A 20,298-nucleotide genomic window follows, 5' to 3' on the forward strand; every position below is an offset into this window, starting at 1 on the left:
ATAATTTTGTCAGATTGTTGGTTAATTCCAAGACAAAAGTTATGAAATAAGAATTGTATATATTAACAAGGTAATTTTTGCTAAAATTCAGCGAGGTGTTACATGAAAAAACTGTTCATCGTAACGGGAATGGTTGTATTTTTTGGAGTGACAAATTTAGTTCTAGCAAATGATAATGGAAGATCGTCTCTAAATTCACCTATTCTTTTTACAAAAGAGGAATATGGAAAAATTATCGAGTTACTAAAAAAACAGGTTGAAGCAAGTGAAGAGCAAGTTAAAAAGGCGATAAGTATCTATCAATCTATAACAGGTAATAGAACAAGAGATTTGGCATTGCAAGAAAACGGTGTACGGTTTTTCTTTCAGAATCCACAGCTTGTCTATCCAGGTCCAAACTTTGATTATAGTGCGAATTATTTTTCTAATGTAATAGACGATCAGCTCCGTACGTTTGATTCGAAGGTTATATTCCTAGAGGACCGATATAATCGACAAATCAGGCGTAAAATACGCAAAACAATTAATGATCGTCTCAAATATGGTGGTGTTGTCAGTAAAGCTGTAAGTTTGCAAGCTTTCCAAGATGCAGAAAACCGTTTTACACAAATTAGAAAATTATTAAGTGAAATAGAAAAGACAAAAAATCTAAAAGAAGTTACCAAATTACAAGCACACATTAAGAACGTATTAGCTATGATTAAAAACGAATCTATAAAGATGCAAATGGTTGCACATTTACAGAATGCCGAAGATATACTTATCAATGTACAAAAGCGCAAGTTATATGAGAGATTTATTGATACGAGAAACCTCGGGATGCCTTATATAAAATTTTAACAAATTTTTTAATAACATTCGCCTCCTCTTTTTGTGCAAACAGATCCTATATGAAATATCGGTGTTTTCTAATAATCTAGAAGAGCACACAGAAATTTTATCACGGTCAAAATAATCTCGATAAAAATATGTGAATGAATTATGTAAATACAGAACATGTGTCTGTGTGCTCAGATAAAGAAAAATTGAGGATTCATTAAGCAGGAATGCCATGAACCTTAATATGTTCACATGATTCTTCTGCCAAATTGATCAAATAGTAAAAACATATGTTATAGATATTTCCTCAAAAGCAATTGCTGTGATTATACCCTTTTACAAGCCAGCTTGCCATCGCTTTCGTCATATGTGGATAGTTTGTCCTTTGTGAAGAAATAGGTAGCCGGTCTTTGGATTTCTAAGCCATTTGCCTGTAAATAAGCACTAGTGGCTCTGACAGTGAAGCTTTATCAGCTAAAAATCACAAATTTAATAAAGGAACTACAAAACGGTTTGATAAACCGACTTATAAAAGGTTTCTAAAATAATAACCAACCAGATAGCTTGCATAACACAACAGCCAGTGATGAATTTGATTATGCAATCTGTATTTTCAAAGAAAGTGATTGCTTAGAAAATTTATGGTCTGCTTTATGTGATCTTCATAATACTCATCTTACCTGTTGCAATAAGATTCCTTGTAGCAATAGGAGCGCATTTACTGCACTGGCAAAATCACACTTATTTTTCTAATAAAACTCGAATCACTCTCTATCATTGCTTCACTCTGGTTTACAGATTTATCACGTTTTCAAACAATGAATAGTCAAACCCCTGAGCCATATAATGCTCTTTATGCCCATGCCATATTAAATTTGATGATGACTATTTTTCAAACTATGCGGAAAATTTCTGAATCGAATATGGGATTGCATGTTTTGTAAAATCCTCATCTTTTCTATCATATCCATTATGCTGTTACTCAAATTATCAATTATTACCAAAACATTAAAAAAGGTATTATATTGGAACATCTATAAAAATTAGGGGCTATAAGAAGCAATATTTCCCATAAAAACCGTATCATTAAATAATCAAAATAACAAAATCGATCAGTAAAAATATCTATGCTAGGTACAACAATTTCTATAAATAAATAAGATAATGAAATTAAAAAATAAAAAATTGCAAACTATGTACTTTACTTTATATCAAAATTAAAATAATGATGAAAAATGCTATGGGGAATATATTACGGTTGTAAAAGATGAGTATTAAAATGAAAAAGACCATTTTTATAATTTTGATTGCCGGTCTTTTATCGGCTTGTGAGTTGGCGCCAAAACCAAAACAACCAAGTAACTGGAACCGCGTTCCCATTAATAAAACAGTCCCTGCCGAAATCCAGCGAGGAACAATATGAAAAAAAAACAGGCGAAACCAGTAAAAGCCGAGCGACTTGATAGTTATTACGAAGAAAGTCGAGGTTTAGAACGTGAACTCATAGATGAATTTATAAAGTCGCGTAGGACGGCATGGCGTGTAGCGAGCGTCTTTGGCATTTTTGGATTGTTCGGTATGATGTGCGGAGTTGTCGGTTTTTCTCAACCAGCTCCAACACCCTTAGTATTACGCGTTGATAACACAACTGGCGCAGTCGATGTTATCTCTACAATGCGCGAACATGAAACCAGCTATGGCGAAGTTGTAGATAAATACTGGCTCAATCAATATGTCCTTAACCGCGAAACTTACGATTACGACACCATTCAGCTGAACTACGACACTGCAGCACTTTTAAGCGCACCAACCGTTCAACAGGAATTTTATAAAATCTATGAAGGTGACAATGCACGTGACAAAGTGCTTTCCAACAAGGCACGCATAACAGTTAAAGTACGATCGATACAACCAAATGGACGTGGTCAAGCGACTGTGCGTTTTACGACACAACAACATAACAGCGATAATACAGTTGGAGCAAAACAACACCAGATCGCGACAATTGGATACACCTATGTTGGAGCACCAATGAAATCATCTGATCGATTGCTTAACCCCCTTGGTTTCCAAGTGACAAGTTACCGTGTTGACCCGGAAATGCTGTTGAATAATTAAGGAATTGATTATTATGAAAAAACTTGCGTTATTTGCCTTGTTATCCTTGTTTTCTTCTCTTTATACGGTGCCCGTGCAAGCGCTCAAAACCCCGTCTAATTCACAATATGATCACCGCATTCGCTACGTAACGTATAACATGGCTGATGTAGTTCAAATTGAAACCGTTCTCGGTGTAGCAACACATATCATCCTTGAAGAAGGCGAACAGTATGTCACCCACGCCTTTGGTGATTCGGATGCCTATGCCTTTGCGCATAAGGGACGGCATATCTTTATTAAACCCAAAGCAGAACTTGCCAATACGAATCTCATCGTTGTAACTGACAAGCGTAGCTACAAATTCCGGCTACAATTTCGAAATGACCGCGCAAGTTCCACTTATGAATTAGCATTCCATTATCCCGATTCAAATACGCAAACGCCTGAAGAAGATAATCAACATCTTGCTATTGAGCGTGGTTTTCTCAAGGGTGTGAAAGGTTATAACCTCAACTATACCATGAGTGGCAATCAGGATATTGCTCCGATAAATGTTTGGGACAATGGACGCGTTACCTATTTTAAGTTTTCCGCCAACATGGACATGCCATCAATCTACGTAGTGGATGCTGAAGGCAATGAAAGCCTAATACCACGCACTGTTGTAGGCAGTTCCAACGATATTATCGCTGTTCACAAGGTCAACCCTAAATGGCTCGTACGACTTGGCAAACGCGCTTTAGCTGTTTTCAATGAAGCCTATGATCCCAATGGCATACCAAATACAACTGGAACGATATCTTCGGTGGTTCATCGCATCAATAAAGGAGAGAAATAATGTTCAACGATAAGAAAGGAGATGACATCAATAAAAGTGCGGAACCAAATTATACAGAACAAGAACACATTGATGGTGCTTATGGCAGTTCCGAACTAGTTTTAGAACGCCGTCCAACAATTCCTGGCGCGCGCATATTGTTGATAATAGGATTTGTTATCATAATTATTGTACCAATTGCTCTAACCTGGAAAGCTTTAAAAATGCGTAATAGCATAGAAGTGGAGGAAGAAAAACCTCAACAAACGGTACAACAAATTATACCACAATATACTCCTCGTATTATAGAAGAACCAAAGATCGTAGAAGAGATGGAAAAACCAACACAAACAGAGGATTCGACACAAGAGATTCCAGCGGCTTGGGCCAAACTTCTTCAAACGACGCTTCCACCACATTTAGTTAAGGACTCTGAAGAATTAGCACGCAGTCGTATGTTCAATTCTAGCCTTAATAACGGTGGTGGTGAAGGTGGTGCGGAATATTCGAAAAATGATAAATCTGACGACGATAAGAGTAGTGGTGTATTACTCAATAACCTGCAGCCTGTACGTTTAGATCAATCACGCGCAGTTCAACTTCGTAATCGTGATCTCCTGATTACGCAGGGAACGCAAATAGACTGCACACTAGAAACAAAAATAATTACATCACAACCGGGGATGACAACTTGTCATCTAACGCGTGATGTTTATTCTACGAGTGGCCGTGTTGTTTTGCTGGACCGTGGTTCTAAAGTTGTTGGTTTTTACCAAAGCGGCTTACAACAAGGACAAGCGCGTGTCTTTGTGCAATGGTCGCGTATTGAAACGCCTTCTGGTATTGTCGTCAATCTTGACTCACCTGGTACTGGTCCTCTTGGAGAGGCTGGTATCGGCGGTTGGGTTGATACACATTTTTGGCAACGGTTTGGTGGTGCAATCATGGTGAGTATAATTGGTGATTTTGGAGAATGGGTAAAAAGTAAAATTGGCCAAAAAAATAAAGAACAAAAACAATCCCAGGGTATGCAGAATGCTGAATCGGTAGTGACAGATATCCTTCAAAACTCTATTAACATTGTTCCAACGCTTTATAAAAACCAAGGTGAGAGAGTGAATATTTTCGTTGCTCGTGATCTGGATTTTAGTAATGTCTACAGCCTCGTTGCACGCTAATTCAATACAAAAAGATCAAGCAGTTGCACAACTTTTGCAGCCACTTGATCATTTTTTGGAAGATCCGAAAATCACTGAATTATCAATCTGCCGCCCCTGTGAGGTCTGGGCGAAAAATCTCGTAGGTTGGCAACTACACAGCGTACCAGAATTAACAACTGCTTTTTTGCAGACACTTATCACAGCTATTATTGTTTATAACGGTATAGCTCCCAAAAGCATCAATTACGTGCGGTTGCCTAGAGGACAGCGCGGTACAATTATACAAACACCAGCTGTCATCGATGGTGAACTATCTTTTGTGATTCGTAAACATTCTCTCACAGTTAAAACGCTAGAAGAACTCAACGATGAAGGCGCATTTGATGATTTTGCCGATGTAAGCTTTAATAAACCTTCAGAAAAGGAAGCAGATAGCTTATTATTAAAACAAGATTTCACACGATTAGAGCCATTTGAAGTTCAACTCCTGCAACTCAAACGTGATGGAAAAATTCTTGATTTTTTGAAAGAATGTGTACTTCACAAACGCAATATCATCATCGCGGGAAAAACAGGATCGGGTAAAACAACATTTGCTCGTTCCTTAATTGAAAAAGTACCTGTAGAAGAGCGTATTATCACGATTGAGGATGTTCATGAGCTTTTTTTACCCAATCATCCCAACCACGTACATATGATTTATGGCAACGGCGCCGGTCGTGTTTCAGCTGATGAATGCCTAGATGCGTGTTTACGTCAATCGCCTGACCGCATTTTTCTCGCTGAGCTGCGTGGTAATGAGGCGTGGGAGTATCTCAACTCATTGAACACTGGTCATCCTGGGTCAATTACAACAACACATGCCAACAATGCTTTGCAAACGTTTGAACGGTGTGCCACATTGATTAAAAGATCAGAAGTTGGTCGTCAACTCGAATTGGAAATGATAAAGGTCGTACTTTACACTACAGTAGACGTGGTATTGTTCTTCAAAGATCGAAAACTTTCTGAAATCTTTTACGACCCAATCTTTTCTAAATCAAAGATAGTTTAAGGAAATTCTTTAGTATCATAAAGGCCACAACAGTCACAACAGTGTGCCGCAGCTTTTTACTAATTTTTGAAATAAACTCTCTCATCCACCTACTTTTCTGATGAATCTTTCATGCTCTTATAATAAAAAAAGTGAAAAGTTGATAATACAATTCCAAAGAAAAATCGCTACACAACAAATATTTCAAAAAAAGAGAGATCTCTCAATTTACGTATAAACGTAATTTCTGTGCAATACACATACTACAAAACCACAAGTGATTGTAGTGTAATAACTTATCATTCCAAAATTCCACATTCTACTCTGTAATCATCAGCACAAATGTTTTTTATCAAATAACTTCTTCATATAATATATCAATGTGTATAGCTTAATGCATTATAAATTCCGATTGAATAGTAACAAATTGCCTTTTCAGTTCGGCAATGAACAACATAAAATGTTGAACCTCATTACCGTTTTATTGCGAGCAATTGCTATTGAAATTTTTTTATATCATACTTTATTTTTCAGAAAATCAAACTTGTATCACAAAATATCTTGAAACCAATTTTATTAATTTTTGATGGTAACTCATCCCATTTTTAGCTTCTTCGTTAGCATAACTTTGCAGTATCGCACACCACTTCCTAACCATAGGAACGGTTGTGCACGTAAGCTTTTACTCCAAAACATACACCCCATCCATACATCTATATCCAAAGATTGTGAGAAAATGAAAACCTAAACCACAGCAAAAATTTCTATGTCTCTTTTCATGAAGAAATGCAAAAGAATGCAGAATTTGTCGCCCATGAAAATTTATCAAAATTAAGTATAATTTCTGTGAAAATCAAAACCGCTTAAGCAACACCAATCCGTCACAGCTACTTATTTCACATTCAAGACGTATTTTTCAATGAGGCATCGCCCCTATTCAAAAAGATAGATATCCATCTTTTAAAAACGATAAGTGCTTTTTTAAATCCGCATATAAAATCCAATAAGTTTTTATAGATTAAATTTCATGGTTCAAAAAAAGAAAAAATTCTACACACCCCCTCGCCTCTTTCATGACTCTCATTAATTGATTAATTTTTAAAAGCGACGTTCAACCATGAGCTTTTTAATCTCAGCAATTGCCTTAGCTGGATTTAAACCCTTTGGACAAGTTTGCGTACAGTTCATAATCGTATGGCACCGATAAAGCCGAAAAGGATCTTCTAAATTATCAAGACGCTCACCGCACATCTCATCACGTGAATCAGCAATCCAACGATAAGCCTGAAGCAAAATAGCTGGTCCCAAATATCGATCACCGTTCCACCAATAACTCGGACATGATGTCTGACAACATGCACACAAAATACACTCATAAAGACCATCAATTTTTTGACGGTCGGAGTAACTTTGCAACCACTCTTTCGCAGGCTCAGGCGAAACGGTCTGCAACCAAGGTTCAATCACTCGATGCTGCGCATAAAAACGCTTCAAATCAGGAACCAAATCTTTAACTACCGGCATAGAAGGCAAAGGATACACCTTAATCGGATGCTTCACATCATCCATACCTTTTGTACAAGCTAGCGTATTAGTCCCATCAATATTCATCGCACACGATCCACAGATACCTTCACGACACGATCTGCGAAGTGTCAAAGTTGGATCAATATGATTCTTTATGAATAAAAGTCCATCGAGAATCATCGGGCCACAAACCGAGCGATCTACATAATATGTATCAAGATGAGGATTTTCTTCATCGTCGGGTGACCAACGATAAACGTGAAATTCTATCATCTGCGTAGCACCCTCAGGCTTAGGCCAAACCTTTCCAGCTTTTACTTGAGAATTCTTGGGAAGCTTAATTTGTACCATAATTCATTCTCCCCTTAATAAACACGTTTTTTAGGCGCAATGCGCTTTAAGTCGATACCACCATCTTCTTCAGATGTTAACGGATCAACATGAACAGGTCGATAGGACAATGTCACCTTACCATCTTTTGATAAACGCGAAAGCGTATGCTTACGCCAATTTTTATCATCACGCTCTGGATAATCCTCACGCGCATGAGCTCCTCGACTTTCTAAGCGAGCCTCTGCAGAGTAAACGGTCATGATGGCATTTGCCATCAAATTCTCAAGTTCTAATGTTTCAACCAAATCAGAATTCCATATCAACGAACGATCTGTTACTTTTAGATCAGATAATTCACCCCAAATTTGACTCATCCGCTGACATCCTTGTTGCAAAGAATCTGCAGTACGAAATACAGCAGCATCTTCCTGCATAGTACGTTGCATTTTTTCACGCAACGCGGCTGTTGGCATCGCCCCTTTAGCAAAGCGTAAACGATCAAAACGAGCCATAATTTTGTCAACAGCGTCCTCATTAAGGGGAGGAATTTCCGCATCTCGATCAATCACTTCACCAGCACGGATTGCAGCTGCACGACCAAACACAACAAGATCAATTAATGAATTTGATCCCAAACGATTAGCACCATGAACAGAAGCGCATCCAGCTTCTCCCACCGCCATTAAACCTGGCTGAACACAATCAGGCGAATCAGAGGTTGGATTGAGCACTTCCCCGTAGTAATTTGTAGGAATACCGCCCATGTTATAATGAACTGTTGGAAGAATGGGGATAGGTTCTTTTGTCACATCAACCCCTGCAAAAATCCGTGCTGATTCAGAAATTCCAGGCAAACGCTCATGCAATATAGCGGGATCAATATGGCTAAGAACCAAATGGATATGATCTTTCCTTGAACCAACCCCACGACCTTCACGAATTTCAATCGTTATACAACGAGAAACCAAATCACGTGAAGCCAAATCTTTAAAGGAAGGTGCATACCGCTCCATAAAGCGTTCACCCTCAGAATTAACCAAATATCCTCCTTCACCACGGGCTCCTTCTGTGATTAAACAACCAGAACCATAAATCCCTGTGGGATGAAATTGAACAAATTCCATATCCTGAAGCGGCAATCCAGCACGTGCGATCATTCCACCACCATCACCCGTACATGTATGCGCCGATGTTGCCGAAAAATAGGCACGTCCATATCCACCAGTTGCGAGGACAACCATCTTAGCAGAAAAACGGTGTATTGTACCATCATCAAGATTCCACGCCACAATTCCCGTGCACACACCATCAGTCATAATTAAATCAAGCGCAAAATATTCGATAAAAAACTGCGCATTATGTTTTAAGCTCTGTCCATAAAGCGTATGTAAGATCGCATGTCCTGTACGATCAGCTGCTGCGCAAGTGCGTTGAACTGGTGGCCCTTCTCCAAACTCTGTCGTATGTCCACCAAAGGGGCGTTGATAAATTTTACCTTCTTTTGTACGCGAAAAAGGTACCCCATAATGTTCTAATTCATACACAGCAGCCGGTGCGTTACGCACCAAATATTCCATTGCATCTGTATCGCCCAACCAATCAGATCCCTTTACCGTATCGTACAAGTGCCACTGCCAATTATCAGGCCCCATATTGGAAAGTGATGCTGCAATACCACCCTGTGCTGCCACCGTATGCGACCTAGTTGGAAAAACCTTTGTGACACACGCTGTCTTTAATCCCTGTTCAGCCATACCAAGCGTTGCACGCAAACCAGCGCCACCTGCCCCGACAACAACAACATCAAATTTATGATCCACATAGTGATAAGGGGCGTTACTTACTCCAGCGCCAAGAGACGATCCAGTGCCTACCATATTGTCTAAACCCCTAATGCAATTTTTAAAAGAGAAAAAATGATTACACCACCAAGAACAAAACAAAATAAAACATTCAGCGCCAAGAATAATATCCGCATACTTTCATGCCGAATATAATCTTCAATAACAACCTGCATTTCAAGTTTCATATGATAAAGGGTTGAAAAAGTTAGCAGTCCCATTGAAATAGCAACAAGAGGATGTGAAAGCCGTGCACGCACAATACTATAATCATTCCCAATAAGCGAGAGAATAAGAACGATAAAAAAAACAAAAAACGGCAAATTAATAAAACTTGTCAAACGCTCTAGCCAAAAATGCTCTGTTCCTTCATGCGCACTCCCAAGTCCACGCACTTTTCCAAGTTCTGTTCGAAAATCTTTTTCCATACCTTTTTCCACCCCCAACTAAACAATGCTATATCCAATAATCCAAATCGTAAAAGTAATAATAAGAGAGATAAAAACTGTTGCCCAAGCCGTTGTTGTTGCCTTTTTTTTATCCAAAAGGCAAGGCTTCATATCCCAAACGATGTGGCGGATACCACCAACCATGTAATGAACTCCAGCAAGCGTATAAAGAAACAAAATACAAAGTCCAAGAAAAGAACTATAAATCTCATGAACTGTTTTAAACGCTTCAGCCCCACAAGCAATGGAAACGAGCCAAATAGCGAGAAAAACCATTCCAAAATAAAGAGCCATACCAGTGATACGATGCGCGATCGACATCGCCATAGTGATGGACCAGCGATAAATACTCACATGGGGAGAACGAGGGCGCTCTTTTATCCTAGTTGTCTCTGTCATAAAATATCCTGACCTAGTGTTCACTGCAACCGTACTATGATCGAAAAGACTCGCACAAAACGACCAAGTACATTATCGTTTCTACTTAATTTGGCACCTAAGGAGCCAATATTTACAGGTCGGTTATCTCAAATAACGGATTAAAGGTCACGCATAAAAAAACCGATTGTTTTACAGGTACAAGCTGTAAAACTTGCCTTATTTTGCTTTATTTAGTATAATTTAGCCTTCACGTCAAAGGTCTAACATCATTTCTGAAGTATAAACATGTATTTTTTTCAGATACGTTTGGCTCTACTTCAAAAGATCAGCGACGTATTCCCACGAGATCTTCAACTTCAACTATCATGAAAAAAACAAAAGCGTATATTTTTGATGATTTTAACGTTTTTGTTAACATTTAAAGATGCTTCTTTAACTGTAGATACGAATCACCACCGATATAAAGCAGCACCAAAGCGTTTTTTTCGCGAACTCTATAACCGTGATAGCATTTATTCAGTAGGTTGTTTTGCAGCATCCACTGTAGCAGCAGCTGTTTTTACCCCTTCAGCACCCTTTACGCCTTTTTTCCGATGATCTCTTTTTTCAGCGATACGTGCTGCTTTACCCCTCAAACCACGAAGATAATAGAGTTTTGCACGACGCACTTTACCCCGACGCACAAGATCAACACCTTCAATCAAGGGAGAATAAATTGGAAAGACACGTTCAACACCTTCACCGTAAGAGATTTTTCGCACTGTAAAGGTCTCATTTAACCCACCACCTGAACGTGCAATACAAACTCCTTCATAAGCCTGAATACGCGTTCGTGTTCCTTCAGTCACGCGCACCATGACACGAACTGTATCTCCTGGTTGAAAGGCAGGCAATTTGCGTTTTGCTTCAATTTTTGCACATTGTTCAGCTTCAAGCTGTGCGATAATATTCATTTCTTTTATCCTTCACGTTCTTTATCGAACAGCCAGAGCGCCCAACTTTTGCCGAAAAAGCCTTTTCATAAAAAGGAAAGCGGTTTTTCAAGCTATGCTTCATGCAGGAGCGAATACACCATTTCTTAATTTAATTTTGGAACTACAGAAAATCCTTCGCAGAAAAACTCTCTAAAAAGAGAGCCATGCAATACACTACCTTGCAACGTGAATCAAGTTTTCTGACGATTTTTATCATAACGGGCATAAAGATCAGGGCGACGTTGACATGTTAACCGTTCAGCTTGCTGTTGACGCCAATCAGCGATAACTTTGTGATGACCTGATGTTAACACTGGTGGAATACTCCGTCCTTCGAAAAGAGAAGGACGTGTATACTGAGGATATTCCAGCAAACCATTCTCAAAGCTTTCACATTTTCCAGAAGCCTCATTGCCCATAACCCCTGGTAAAAGACGTACAATAGCATCTAAAAGAACCAACGCAGCCGCTTCCCCACCTGAAAGGATATAATCACCGATGGATACTTCTTCCAATTTCCGCGCTTCTATTACCCGCTCATCGACCCCCTCAAAACGCCCACAAACCAAGGTTACTCCCGATTCATGTGCCAAAGAGCGCGCATCCGCTTGATTAAAAAGCCTCCCACGCGGACTCATCAACAACCTTGGCGAATCATGTGGACAACTATCAAGCGCTGCCGCCAATACATCCGCCCGCATCACCATACCAGCACCACCACCAGCTGGTGTATCATCAACGCTATGGTGTTTATCTAAAGCAAAATCCCTAATTTGCACTGTCTCCAATGACCATATCCCCCGCTCTAAAGCTTGCCCCGCCAACGAATAACCTAAAAATCCAGGAAACATTTCAGGATAAAGTGTCAAAATGCGCGCTTGAAACTTCATTTCTTCATTCCTTCATAACCACCTTTAGCCTAAACTGCACCAAATCTAAAGCACTACCAGCCGGTATATCATCAACGCTATGGTGTTTATCTAAAGCAAAATCCATAATTTGCACTGTCTCCAATGATCATATCCTCTGCTTTAAAGTTTTCCCTGCTAACGAATAACCTAAAAATCCAAGAAACATTTCGGCATAAAATGCTAACACATGTGTTCAGAAACGCATTTTTTCCTTCTTTCACTTTCCACTTTCATTTTATTGCCACAACTTTTATTTTAGTTCGAACCATCGTTCTCTTTAATCATCGCTTAAACCAGCGGCCAATGGATTAACAACAACAAAACCAGAGGCAATACAAATTTCTGGCACAGCTGCCTTACTAAAAGGAATAAGCACGGTTTTATGCGTATTCAACCGTATTTCAAGCAAATCACCAGCTCCAAAATTAAAAAAACCACTCACCTCTCCTAGGACTTGACCCACATAATCCTGAACACAAAGCCCGATGAGATCGACTTGATAAAATTCATCCTCGTCCAGATCATCTACTAATTGGTCGCGGGCGACATAAAGGCGAATCCCTTTTAGGTTCTCAGCAGCACTACGATCTTCAACCCATTTAAAATGCACAATCGCGTTATTTTTCTGTACACGAAGAGTTACAATTTCATAAGAACGCCCCATATCATCATAGAGAACACCGTAAGTCTTTAAACGCTGTGGTTCAGCGCTCAAGACCTTAACCAAAACGTCTCCTTTTATACCATGAGGCAAACCAATAATGGCAAGACAGACTTTATTTTTAAGCTTTTTTTTATTATACTCCATGTGAAAATATCATCTCTCAAAAGTGAATCCTTCAATCTCATAATTTTCTATTCGATCTTGTTGCCATGCCAAAAAATCTTCCCGAAAAACCTCTCTTGGTAACAAAAACAAATTAATTAAAGGAAAAATCTTATGGCAAATGTTATGCTGTTTTACAAAGATATCATCCCAATCAACAAAATTTTTCATAAAAATCTGAAATTTTCTCCTCCAAGTGATATGTCTTTCGCCAAGGATACCCACTGGGTTCCTTTAGCAAGTAGTGAATATTTTCAAGCAGCACTAGACTATCCCATTTTGTTTATGTGCGCAGAAGATGAACAAAAGAAGCGACACTATACATCCGCTGCTCTTGTAGGTCTTTCTAACGATGAAAATGATTATATCGCTTCTGATAAAAGTTGGAAAACAAATACTTATGTGCCGGCTTTTGTTCGTCGCTATCCTTTTGTTCTTGCGCAAATTCAAAATGAAAAAGAGCTTTCTGTTTGCTTTGATCAACAGTCAGGTATGTTTAATGAAGTCGCAGGCACAGAACTTTTTAATTCTGATGGCTCTATTTCTCCTTTTATGGAAGAGCGTATTCGTTTTCTTGAAGGCTTTAAAATTGCTATGGAAAAAACCTCTGAATTTATTGACGCCATTGTAGATATGGACCTTCTCAGTCAAAAATCCATCAACGTAAAAAATGACAAAGGCCTTTCAGCGCAATTAGAACATTTTTGGATTGTTGATGAGGAAAAACTGAATAAACTCTCAGCGAGTCAACTTGCTAAGCTCCATAAAAATGGCTTTTTGGGATTGATTTTTGCGCACCTTATGTCAACGCATAATCTTTTAAAAATACTTTCGCTAAAAGGCGAGAAGCAGTTTACCGATCGTGAAGAGAAACCGCAAAAAAAGAATGATCACTCTAACAACAAAAAATCTAAAAAGAAAGAAACTCTCAATTAAGAAATGTCCATAAAAGATGACCCGAAAAAAGGCAAAAATGTCTTCCTAATTCCAGCAAACCATGCCATTTTGACCGCAAGAAAAAACTGGTTAGATAATCTTGTACAAGCGCGTCGTATGGCAACACAAACAGCACACGCCTATGAGCGTGATACACGACAATTTTTGTTTTTTCTCTGTCAACATTTAGGGCGTGAACCAACTTTTGATGATCTTGCCAATTTGCGTGTTGTTGATTTGCGCGCTTATTTGGCTTATCGCCGTACATGTAACGTAAGCGCCCGCTCTTTAAGCCGAAGCATGGCGGGTTTGCGATCTTTTTTCAGATACTTATCTCGAGAAGGCATCATCAATGTCCCCGCGGCTAAGCTTGTCCGAACCCCAAAACAACCAAAATTACTCCCAAAACCTTTGGCTGTAAAATCCGCACTTCGTGTAGTAAAACAAGAAAATCAACAAGAAAATGAACCATGGATTGCTGCCCGTAACACCGCCGTTTTAATGCTTCTCTATGGCTGTGGCATGCGTATATCAGAAGCTCTAGCACTCACACCAAAACAGTTTTCTGTTCCTGAAAAAACAAGCTTATTTGTCACTGGAAAAGGTCAAAAAACACGCCTTGTGCCCCTCATAAAAATTGTTTACGAAACAGTACACGATTATCTCAAATGCTGCCCATATCCCTTAGTGGATAACCAACCAATGTTCCGCGGCGCTCGTGGTGGTCCCTTGCAGCCAGCCATTATCCAACGGGCTGTTCGAAATTTACGCGCAAATCTTGGTTTACCAGAAACCACCACGCCTCATACTCTGCGCCATTCTTTTGCGACTCATCTTTTGTCACGTGGAGGAGATTTGCGTACCATCCAAGAACTTCTTGGCCATTCCTGCCTCTCCACCACCCAAACCTATACCCACGTCGATACAGACCGCTTGTTGGAAATTTATCAAAAAGCGCATCCCCGTTCCTGAAAAATTTAATAAAAAGAGAAATTAAACAGATGCAATCTCAAGTGCCAAAGCATGAACACATGTTGCTAATTCTTTCTGTAAAACTTGATAAATTGCCCTATGTATCTCCACGCGCGTCATACCCGAAAAAGAAGAAGAGAGGATTTTTACCCGAAAATGCGTTTCCCCTTTACCATCAAAAGCATGCTCTTCATGGAGATGCCCTGCATGAAGGTGACTTTCGTTAATCACCTCAAGTTCCTGCGGATGAAATGCATCCTGGAGTTTCATTTGAATCGTTGTTTGAATTGCAATAGACATTCTTGTTCCTTCACGAAATGAACAGTGCAATGCACATTATTTCATCACTAAATAAGTGTGAAAATAAATTTTCCAAAAGTCAATTCTTGTCAAACCGATCAATTTTGCATAAGCCTAAGAACATGGTAATAACATCTAAATTATTTGACTCGATTCGAATCAGCTCCAATAAAAAGGAGCAAGCTGAATCACAAGAACAGCAATGTCAATGGGAAGGTTGTGAAAAAGCAGGCGCCCATAAAGCACCTGCAGGTCGGAATCACGAAGGCCAATATCTATATTTTTGTATTGATCATGTACGTGCTTATAACAAAAATTTTAATTACTTCTCTGGCCTTAGCGATAAAGATATTGCAAAGTTTCAAAAGGATGCCCTCACAGGGCATCGTCCAACATGGCCTACCGATTTTAGCAATGGCACATCAAAAAAAACAGCTGCTAATTATGCACAGATTCGCTCTGGAACTGCTGCCTACCAAAACCGTATGCGTGATCCATTCACATTGTTTACCCAACGTCATTCAACCAACAATTTCTCACGAAAATTAAAGCCCTTAGAAGCCAAAGCCTTAGAGACATTGGGGTTACCAGCAAACGCTTCTGCTGAAGATATCAAAACAAAATATAAAGAGCTGGTAAAAAAACACCATCCTGATTCCAATGGCGGCAACCGTTCTTCAGAAGAGCGCTTTCGTGATGTTTTACACGCTTATAATTTGCTCAAAAAATCTGGTTTGTGCTAGGGGAATGCATGCCCATGCAAAATAATTTTTGTACGAATCATCATTGTTTTCACAATATACTATAGAACATCTGGTAAAAGACTTCTCTAGTGTCCAATACTTTCACCATGAGGCATTGCATAAGTGCTCTAACTCTTGTATCGTTTTTTACGAATGAAAATAGAATACCATCCTTTTCTTTCCAGAAAAACAATGACAGAAGCAAAACCTACAGTCGAAAATGTGCCCGATATCACACTTTGCGCTCGTGATCTATTCAATGTCGATACGGATATGAAAGTTCCTGCTTTTAGCGCAAAAAGCCCTCACGTCCCCGATATAAACCCCGATTATCTTTTTGATCAGCAAACAACTTTAGCCATTTTAGCAGGTTTTGCATTTAATCGCCGTGTCATGATTTCTGGTTATCACGGTACTGGTAAATCAACACATATTGAACAAGTTGCTGCACGTCTTAACTGGCCCTGTATACGAATTAATCTCGACAGTCATGTCAGTCGTATTGATCTTGTAGGAAAAGATGCCATCGTTTTAAAAGATGGCTTGCAAATTACTGAATTTAAAGAGGGAATTTTGCCATGGGCTTATCAAAACAATATTGCTCTTGTTTTCGATGAATATGATGCAGGCCGTCCCGATGTTATGTTTGTCATCCAACGCATCCTTGAAGCTTCCGGAAGACTAAGCTTGCTTGACCAAAGCCGTGTCATCACTCCTCATTCAGCCTTTCGTCTTTTTGCAACCGCAAATACCATAGGTCTTGGTGATACAACAGGACTTTATCATGGCACACAACAAATCAATCAAGCCCAAATGGACCGCTGGTCTATTGTGACGATACTCAATTATTTGCCTCATGATAAAGAAGTTGATATTGTTTGTTCAAAGGTCAAATCTTTTCAGACAGAAAAGGGAAAAAAGATAATTTCACAAATGGTTCATGTTGCTTGTATGGTACGCCAATCTTTTATTAATGGGGATCTTTCAACAGTCATGAGCCCACGTACAGTCATCACTTGGGCAGAAAATACGACGATTTTTCAAAATGTTGGCTTTGCCTTTCGACTGACCTTTCTCAACAAATGTGATGAACTCGAACGTGCCACTGTCGCAGAATTTTACCAACGTGCCTTTGGAGAAGAACTTCCCGAATCACTCATTCATGGTGTTTTTCTTTAGAGGAACATGTAAATCATGGCTACCGATACTGGTGATAACAGGAAAAATTTAACAAATGATTCTCCCCACATAACTCTTGATACCATAGCCTTTAAAAAAGCACTTTCCACCTGTATTCGCGCCATTGCTGGCACACCAGAGCTTGAAGTTTCCTTTAGCCGTAACAGACCATCTTTAAGCGAAAATCATGCACGTTTACCGGAACTACCACAACATACAACAAATAAAGACATAACGATTATTCGCGGATTAGGCGATTCCATGGCTCTGCGCACGGCATGGCATGATAGCCGTATTCACACACAATTCGCTCCTCTAGAATCAGAAGCACGTGCTGTCTTTGATGCTCTCGAGCAAACGCGCATTGAAGCAATCGGCACTTTAGCCATGAAAGGAATTGCTCAAAATCTTGATGGAATGCTCGCTGATAAATACCAGAGAGCCCATTATAAAAAGATTAGCACTCAAAGTGAAGCTCCCTTTCAAGAAGCAATTGCGCTTTTATTGCGTGAAAAAATAACTAAACGCCCTCCGCCAAAAGAATCTGGAGCTGTCCTAGAGTTATGGCGTCAAGAAATCGAAAAAAAAGCTGCAACAGAATTAAACGAATTAACACACTATATTTACAACCAACATGCTTTTGCACAGATTGTCCGTCAAATGCTTGCTGCACTAAAAATGGCAGTTAAACTAGAAAAAACTTCTGACAGTAAAAAAAATAAGAAATTAAAAAAAGAGTGTGAACTGCAAAATCAAGCAGAAGAAAAAAACAACAACGAAAAAAAAACACAAAGTGAAGAACAAACAACAACAGAACAAGAAAGTGATGCACAAAACGAAGGAAAAACACAAGCAACACAATCAAATAACAGTGATAAAGCCAAGGAAGAACAAGACAGAAGTTCTTGGCAAGAAAAATCAAGCCAATCCAAATACCTTTTCAATGTTTCAGAACAAATGGAAAAACTTGGCAATTATAAAGTTTTCACCCGACAGTTTGATGAAGTTCTGGAAGCGACGGATTTTTGTCCTGAAAGCGAATTGAATTGCTTACGACATTGTCTTGATAAGCAAATCAATCATCTCCAAAACATTGTTGGGCGTTTAGCCAATCGCCTACAGCGCCGCCTTATGGCACAACAAAACCGCCATTGGTATTTTGACCTTGAGGAAGGATATCTTGATACAGCGCGACTTCCCCGCCTTATCATCGACCCAATGCAACCACTTTCTTTTAAAATAGAAAGCAATACGCAATTTCGTGATACCGTTGTTTCACTCCTCATTGATAACTCAGGATCAATGCGCGGACGACCAATTACTGTTGCAGCAAGTTGTGCGGATATTTTAGCACAAACTCTTGAGCGTTGTGGTGTCAAAGTTGAAATTTTAGGTTTTACTACAAAAACTTGGAAAGGGGGAAAATCGCGCGAACAGTGGCTTACCCAAAACAAACCTCATAATCCGGGGCGCCTCAATGATTTGTGCCACATCATCTATAAAAGTGCTGATACCCCATGGCGTCGAGCACGGCGCAATTTAGGTTTAATGATGCAAGAAGGATTATTAAAAGAAAATATCGACGGTGAAGCATTGATTTGGGCACATCAACGCCTTTTATCACAACGTGAACAACGCCGCATTCTTATGGTCATTTCTGATGGAGCTCCTGTAGATGATTCAACACTGTCGGTTAATTCCAGCAATTATCTGGAAAAACATTTACGCGCAGTAATTCAAGAGATCCAAACACATTCTCCTATAGAACTCATTGCTATTGGTATCGGACATGATGTCACGCGCTATTATCAACACGCTGTCACAATTATGAATGCCGAAGAACTTGCTGGTGCTATAACAAAACAATTAGAAACGCTTTTCAGCAATAAAAAAGCTTATACTCAGAAAAGATTTTAAACAACTTTTTAAATCAGCAGCACGATAACATTTTGTGACATTGAAATACGCATCTATACAAACCGACACCATCATTATGTTTGTCAGCCCTCAATATTGCCAAAAACCCCTGAGTTTAAATGATTCGTGAAAATTATTCTTAGTTTTTCTTAAACGATTTTGGCTCCCACATCCCTGACCATAACATACAAATGAATAATTTTTATTGATTTATTATGAGGTGATTTGGAATCAGATAATCTGATTGTATTCGAAATTATTATTATAAATCAATTTGTTATTATAAAATAATATCTACTCCCTCCCATCTTCAAGAATAAGAGGAGAATAAATAAATACTATTCGTCACCCACAAAAGATGAATTATCTTTTAAATGATTTTTATAAGGAGGGATTTTTACAGCTCTAAGAATTGTTCCATAGGGAATCAACATAAACAGATTCATAACAATTTTCACTAAAAAATCACCAATAGCAAGTAAGAGCCAAATTGGAATCTCAACCTTTCCCAAAAAAGTAGTCCCCGGAAATGAACCATCGATATAGCCTGTTATATGATCGATAAAGGCAAAAGAGCTAGAAAATGCAAGAGCAAAAAATAAAATTGTATCCAAAGCTGAACTAACCAACGCAGCTGCTAAAGGTGCTTTCCACCATGTTTTATACCGTAAAGGAGTAAAAACAATAATATCAAGAAGCTGCCCAAATAAAAATGCCAAACTAGAAGCAACTGCAAGCCGCGGAGTCGCCACAATCCCAGAAACAAAAACACCAGCAACAAAACCAACATAAACCACACGTCGCGCTGCAAATGGACCATAAAAACGATTAGTCAAATCATTAATCAAGAAAGCAAAAGGGTAGGTAAAAGCACCATAAGTTAGGAGTTCATTTAAACCAAACCAATAGACAGGATACTGAACCAAAATATTAGAAGCAGTCACAGCAAGACACATCGCAAAAATAGAGAAAGCAATATACCTTCTCTCCCGCTGTACGAATAAAACATCCTGTCCTGAAGACATTTTTTTAACCTGGGAATGAAACCAACAAAATGTAGCGATCAAACAGTAAAAAGTG

20 protein-coding genes are annotated in these 20,298 nt (G+C 39.0%); 11 read left to right on the forward strand and 9 right to left on the reverse strand.

Features of this window, described 5'->3' with window-relative positions; translation table 11 throughout:
• The first annotated feature begins 102 nt into the window (after positions 1-102).
• From V4B17_RS06445 to virB11, 6 genes are all read left to right on the forward strand, one after another.
• Positions 103-840 (forward strand): type IV secretion system protein, encoded by a 738-nt coding sequence (locus tag V4B17_RS06445; protein ID WP_455479328.1) that lies wholly within the window; start codon positions 103-105, stop codon positions 838-840.
• Between the two features lie 1,258 nt (positions 841-2,098).
• Positions 2,099-2,242, forward strand: coding sequence for a TrwH protein (locus V4B17_RS06450; protein ID WP_455479329.1), 144 nt, complete (start codon positions 2,099-2,101; stop codon positions 2,240-2,242).
• Positions 2,239-2,937 carry a virB8 family protein gene (locus tag V4B17_RS06455; protein ID WP_455479330.1) on the forward strand — a complete coding sequence of 233 codons (699 nt, stop codon included), beginning with the start codon at positions 2,239-2,241 and terminating at the stop codon, positions 2,935-2,937. Before V4B17_RS06450 ends, V4B17_RS06455 begins: the two co-directional genes overlap by 4 nt.
• A 13-nt stretch (positions 2,938-2,950) precedes the next feature.
• The gene (gene virB9 / locus V4B17_RS06460) at positions 2,951-3,757 is read left to right on the forward strand and encodes a P-type conjugative transfer protein VirB9 (protein WP_455479331.1); all 807 of its coding nucleotides are present in this window, start codon (positions 2,951-2,953) and stop codon (positions 3,755-3,757) included.
• Positions 3,757-4,914 carry a type IV secretion system protein VirB10 gene (gene virB10 / locus V4B17_RS06465; RefSeq protein ID WP_455479332.1) on the forward strand — a complete coding sequence of 386 codons (1,158 nt, stop codon included), beginning with the start codon at positions 3,757-3,759 and terminating at the stop codon, positions 4,912-4,914. Before virB9 ends, virB10 begins: the two co-directional genes overlap by 1 nt.
• The gene (gene virB11 / locus V4B17_RS06470; RefSeq protein ID WP_455479333.1) at positions 4,889-5,950 is read left to right on the forward strand and encodes a P-type DNA transfer ATPase VirB11; all 1,062 of its coding nucleotides are present in this window, start codon (positions 4,889-4,891) and stop codon (positions 5,948-5,950) included. Before virB10 ends, virB11 begins: the two co-directional genes overlap by 26 nt.
• Before the next feature lie 1,077 nt (positions 5,951-7,027).
• Here the strand turns inward: virB11 and V4B17_RS06475 are convergent.
• From V4B17_RS06475 to rimM, 7 genes are all read right to left on the reverse strand, one after another.
• Positions 7,028-7,807: a succinate dehydrogenase iron-sulfur subunit gene (locus tag V4B17_RS06475; RefSeq protein WP_455479334.1), complete on the reverse strand. Its 780-nt coding sequence runs from the start codon at positions 7,805-7,807 to the stop codon at positions 7,028-7,030.
• Between the two features lie 14 nt (positions 7,808-7,821).
• Complete coding sequence (sdhA, locus tag V4B17_RS06480; RefSeq protein WP_455479335.1) at positions 7,822-9,666, reverse strand: succinate dehydrogenase flavoprotein subunit; 1,845 nt, start codon at positions 9,664-9,666, stop codon at positions 7,822-7,824.
• Positions 9,667-9,671: 5 nt separating this feature from the next.
• On the reverse strand, positions 9,672-10,058 hold the full coding sequence (sdhD, locus tag V4B17_RS06485; RefSeq protein WP_455479336.1) for a succinate dehydrogenase, hydrophobic membrane anchor protein: 387 nt from the start codon (positions 10,056-10,058) through the stop codon (positions 9,672-9,674).
• An 18-nt stretch (positions 10,059-10,076) separates the two neighbouring features.
• A complete protein-coding gene (gene sdhC / locus V4B17_RS06490) occupies positions 10,077-10,478 on the reverse strand; it encodes a succinate dehydrogenase, cytochrome b556 subunit (protein WP_455479337.1) in 402 nt (133 codons plus the stop codon).
• A gap of 494 nt (positions 10,479-10,972) precedes the next feature.
• Entirely contained in the window at positions 10,973-11,413 is a 441-nt protein-coding gene (gene rplS / locus V4B17_RS06495) for a 50S ribosomal protein L19 (RefSeq protein ID WP_455479338.1), read from the reverse strand.
• A 212-nt stretch (positions 11,414-11,625) separates the two neighbouring features.
• Positions 11,626-12,324, reverse strand: a complete 699-nt coding sequence (gene trmD, locus V4B17_RS06500) for a tRNA (guanosine(37)-N1)-methyltransferase TrmD (protein ID WP_455479339.1) — start codon at positions 12,322-12,324, stop codon at positions 11,626-11,628.
• A 298-nt stretch (positions 12,325-12,622) separates the two neighbouring features.
• A complete protein-coding gene (gene rimM / locus V4B17_RS06505) occupies positions 12,623-13,153 on the reverse strand; it encodes a ribosome maturation factor RimM (protein ID WP_455479340.1) in 531 nt (176 codons plus the stop codon).
• 132 nt (positions 13,154-13,285) lie between these two features.
• On the opposite strand from rimM, the gene V4B17_RS06510 reads away from it, so the two are divergent.
• Both V4B17_RS06510 and V4B17_RS06515 read left to right on the forward strand, forming a co-directional pair.
• Complete coding sequence (locus V4B17_RS06510; protein ID WP_455479341.1) at positions 13,286-14,107, forward strand: SapC family protein; 822 nt, start codon at positions 13,286-13,288, stop codon at positions 14,105-14,107.
• A gap of 3 nt (positions 14,108-14,110) precedes the next feature.
• Complete coding sequence (locus V4B17_RS06515; protein WP_455479342.1) at positions 14,111-15,079, forward strand: tyrosine recombinase XerC; 969 nt, start codon at positions 14,111-14,113, stop codon at positions 15,077-15,079.
• Between the two features lie 21 nt (positions 15,080-15,100).
• Here V4B17_RS06515 and V4B17_RS06520 read toward each other — a convergent pair whose 3' ends face one another.
• Positions 15,101-15,379 (reverse strand): BolA family protein, encoded by a 279-nt coding sequence (locus V4B17_RS06520; protein WP_455479343.1) that lies wholly within the window; start codon positions 15,377-15,379, stop codon positions 15,101-15,103.
• A gap of 122 nt (positions 15,380-15,501) precedes the next feature.
• Here V4B17_RS06520 and V4B17_RS06525 point away from each other — a divergent pair, with 122 nt between their 5' ends.
• From V4B17_RS06525 to cobT, 3 genes are all read left to right on the forward strand, one after another.
• Positions 15,502-16,122: a J domain-containing protein gene (locus V4B17_RS06525; RefSeq protein WP_455479344.1), complete on the forward strand. Its 621-nt coding sequence runs from the start codon at positions 15,502-15,504 to the stop codon at positions 16,120-16,122.
• Positions 16,123-16,314: 192 nt separating this feature from the next.
• Positions 16,315-17,301, forward strand: coding sequence for a cobaltochelatase subunit CobS (cobS, locus tag V4B17_RS06530; protein ID WP_455479345.1), 987 nt, complete (start codon positions 16,315-16,317; stop codon positions 17,299-17,301).
• A 15-nt stretch (positions 17,302-17,316) separates the two neighbouring features.
• Positions 17,317-19,218 carry a cobaltochelatase subunit CobT gene (cobT, locus tag V4B17_RS06535; RefSeq protein WP_455479346.1) on the forward strand — a complete coding sequence of 634 codons (1,902 nt, stop codon included), beginning with the start codon at positions 17,317-17,319 and terminating at the stop codon, positions 19,216-19,218.
• 338 nt (positions 19,219-19,556) lie between these two features.
• Here the strand turns inward: cobT and V4B17_RS06540 are convergent, their stop codons facing one another.
• Positions 19,557-20,243 (reverse strand): VUT family protein, encoded by a 687-nt coding sequence (locus V4B17_RS06540; RefSeq protein ID WP_455479347.1) that lies wholly within the window; start codon positions 20,241-20,243, stop codon positions 19,557-19,559.
• Positions 20,244-20,298 lie beyond the last annotated feature (55 nt).

This window comes from Bartonella sp. B23, from assembly GCF_053793815.1.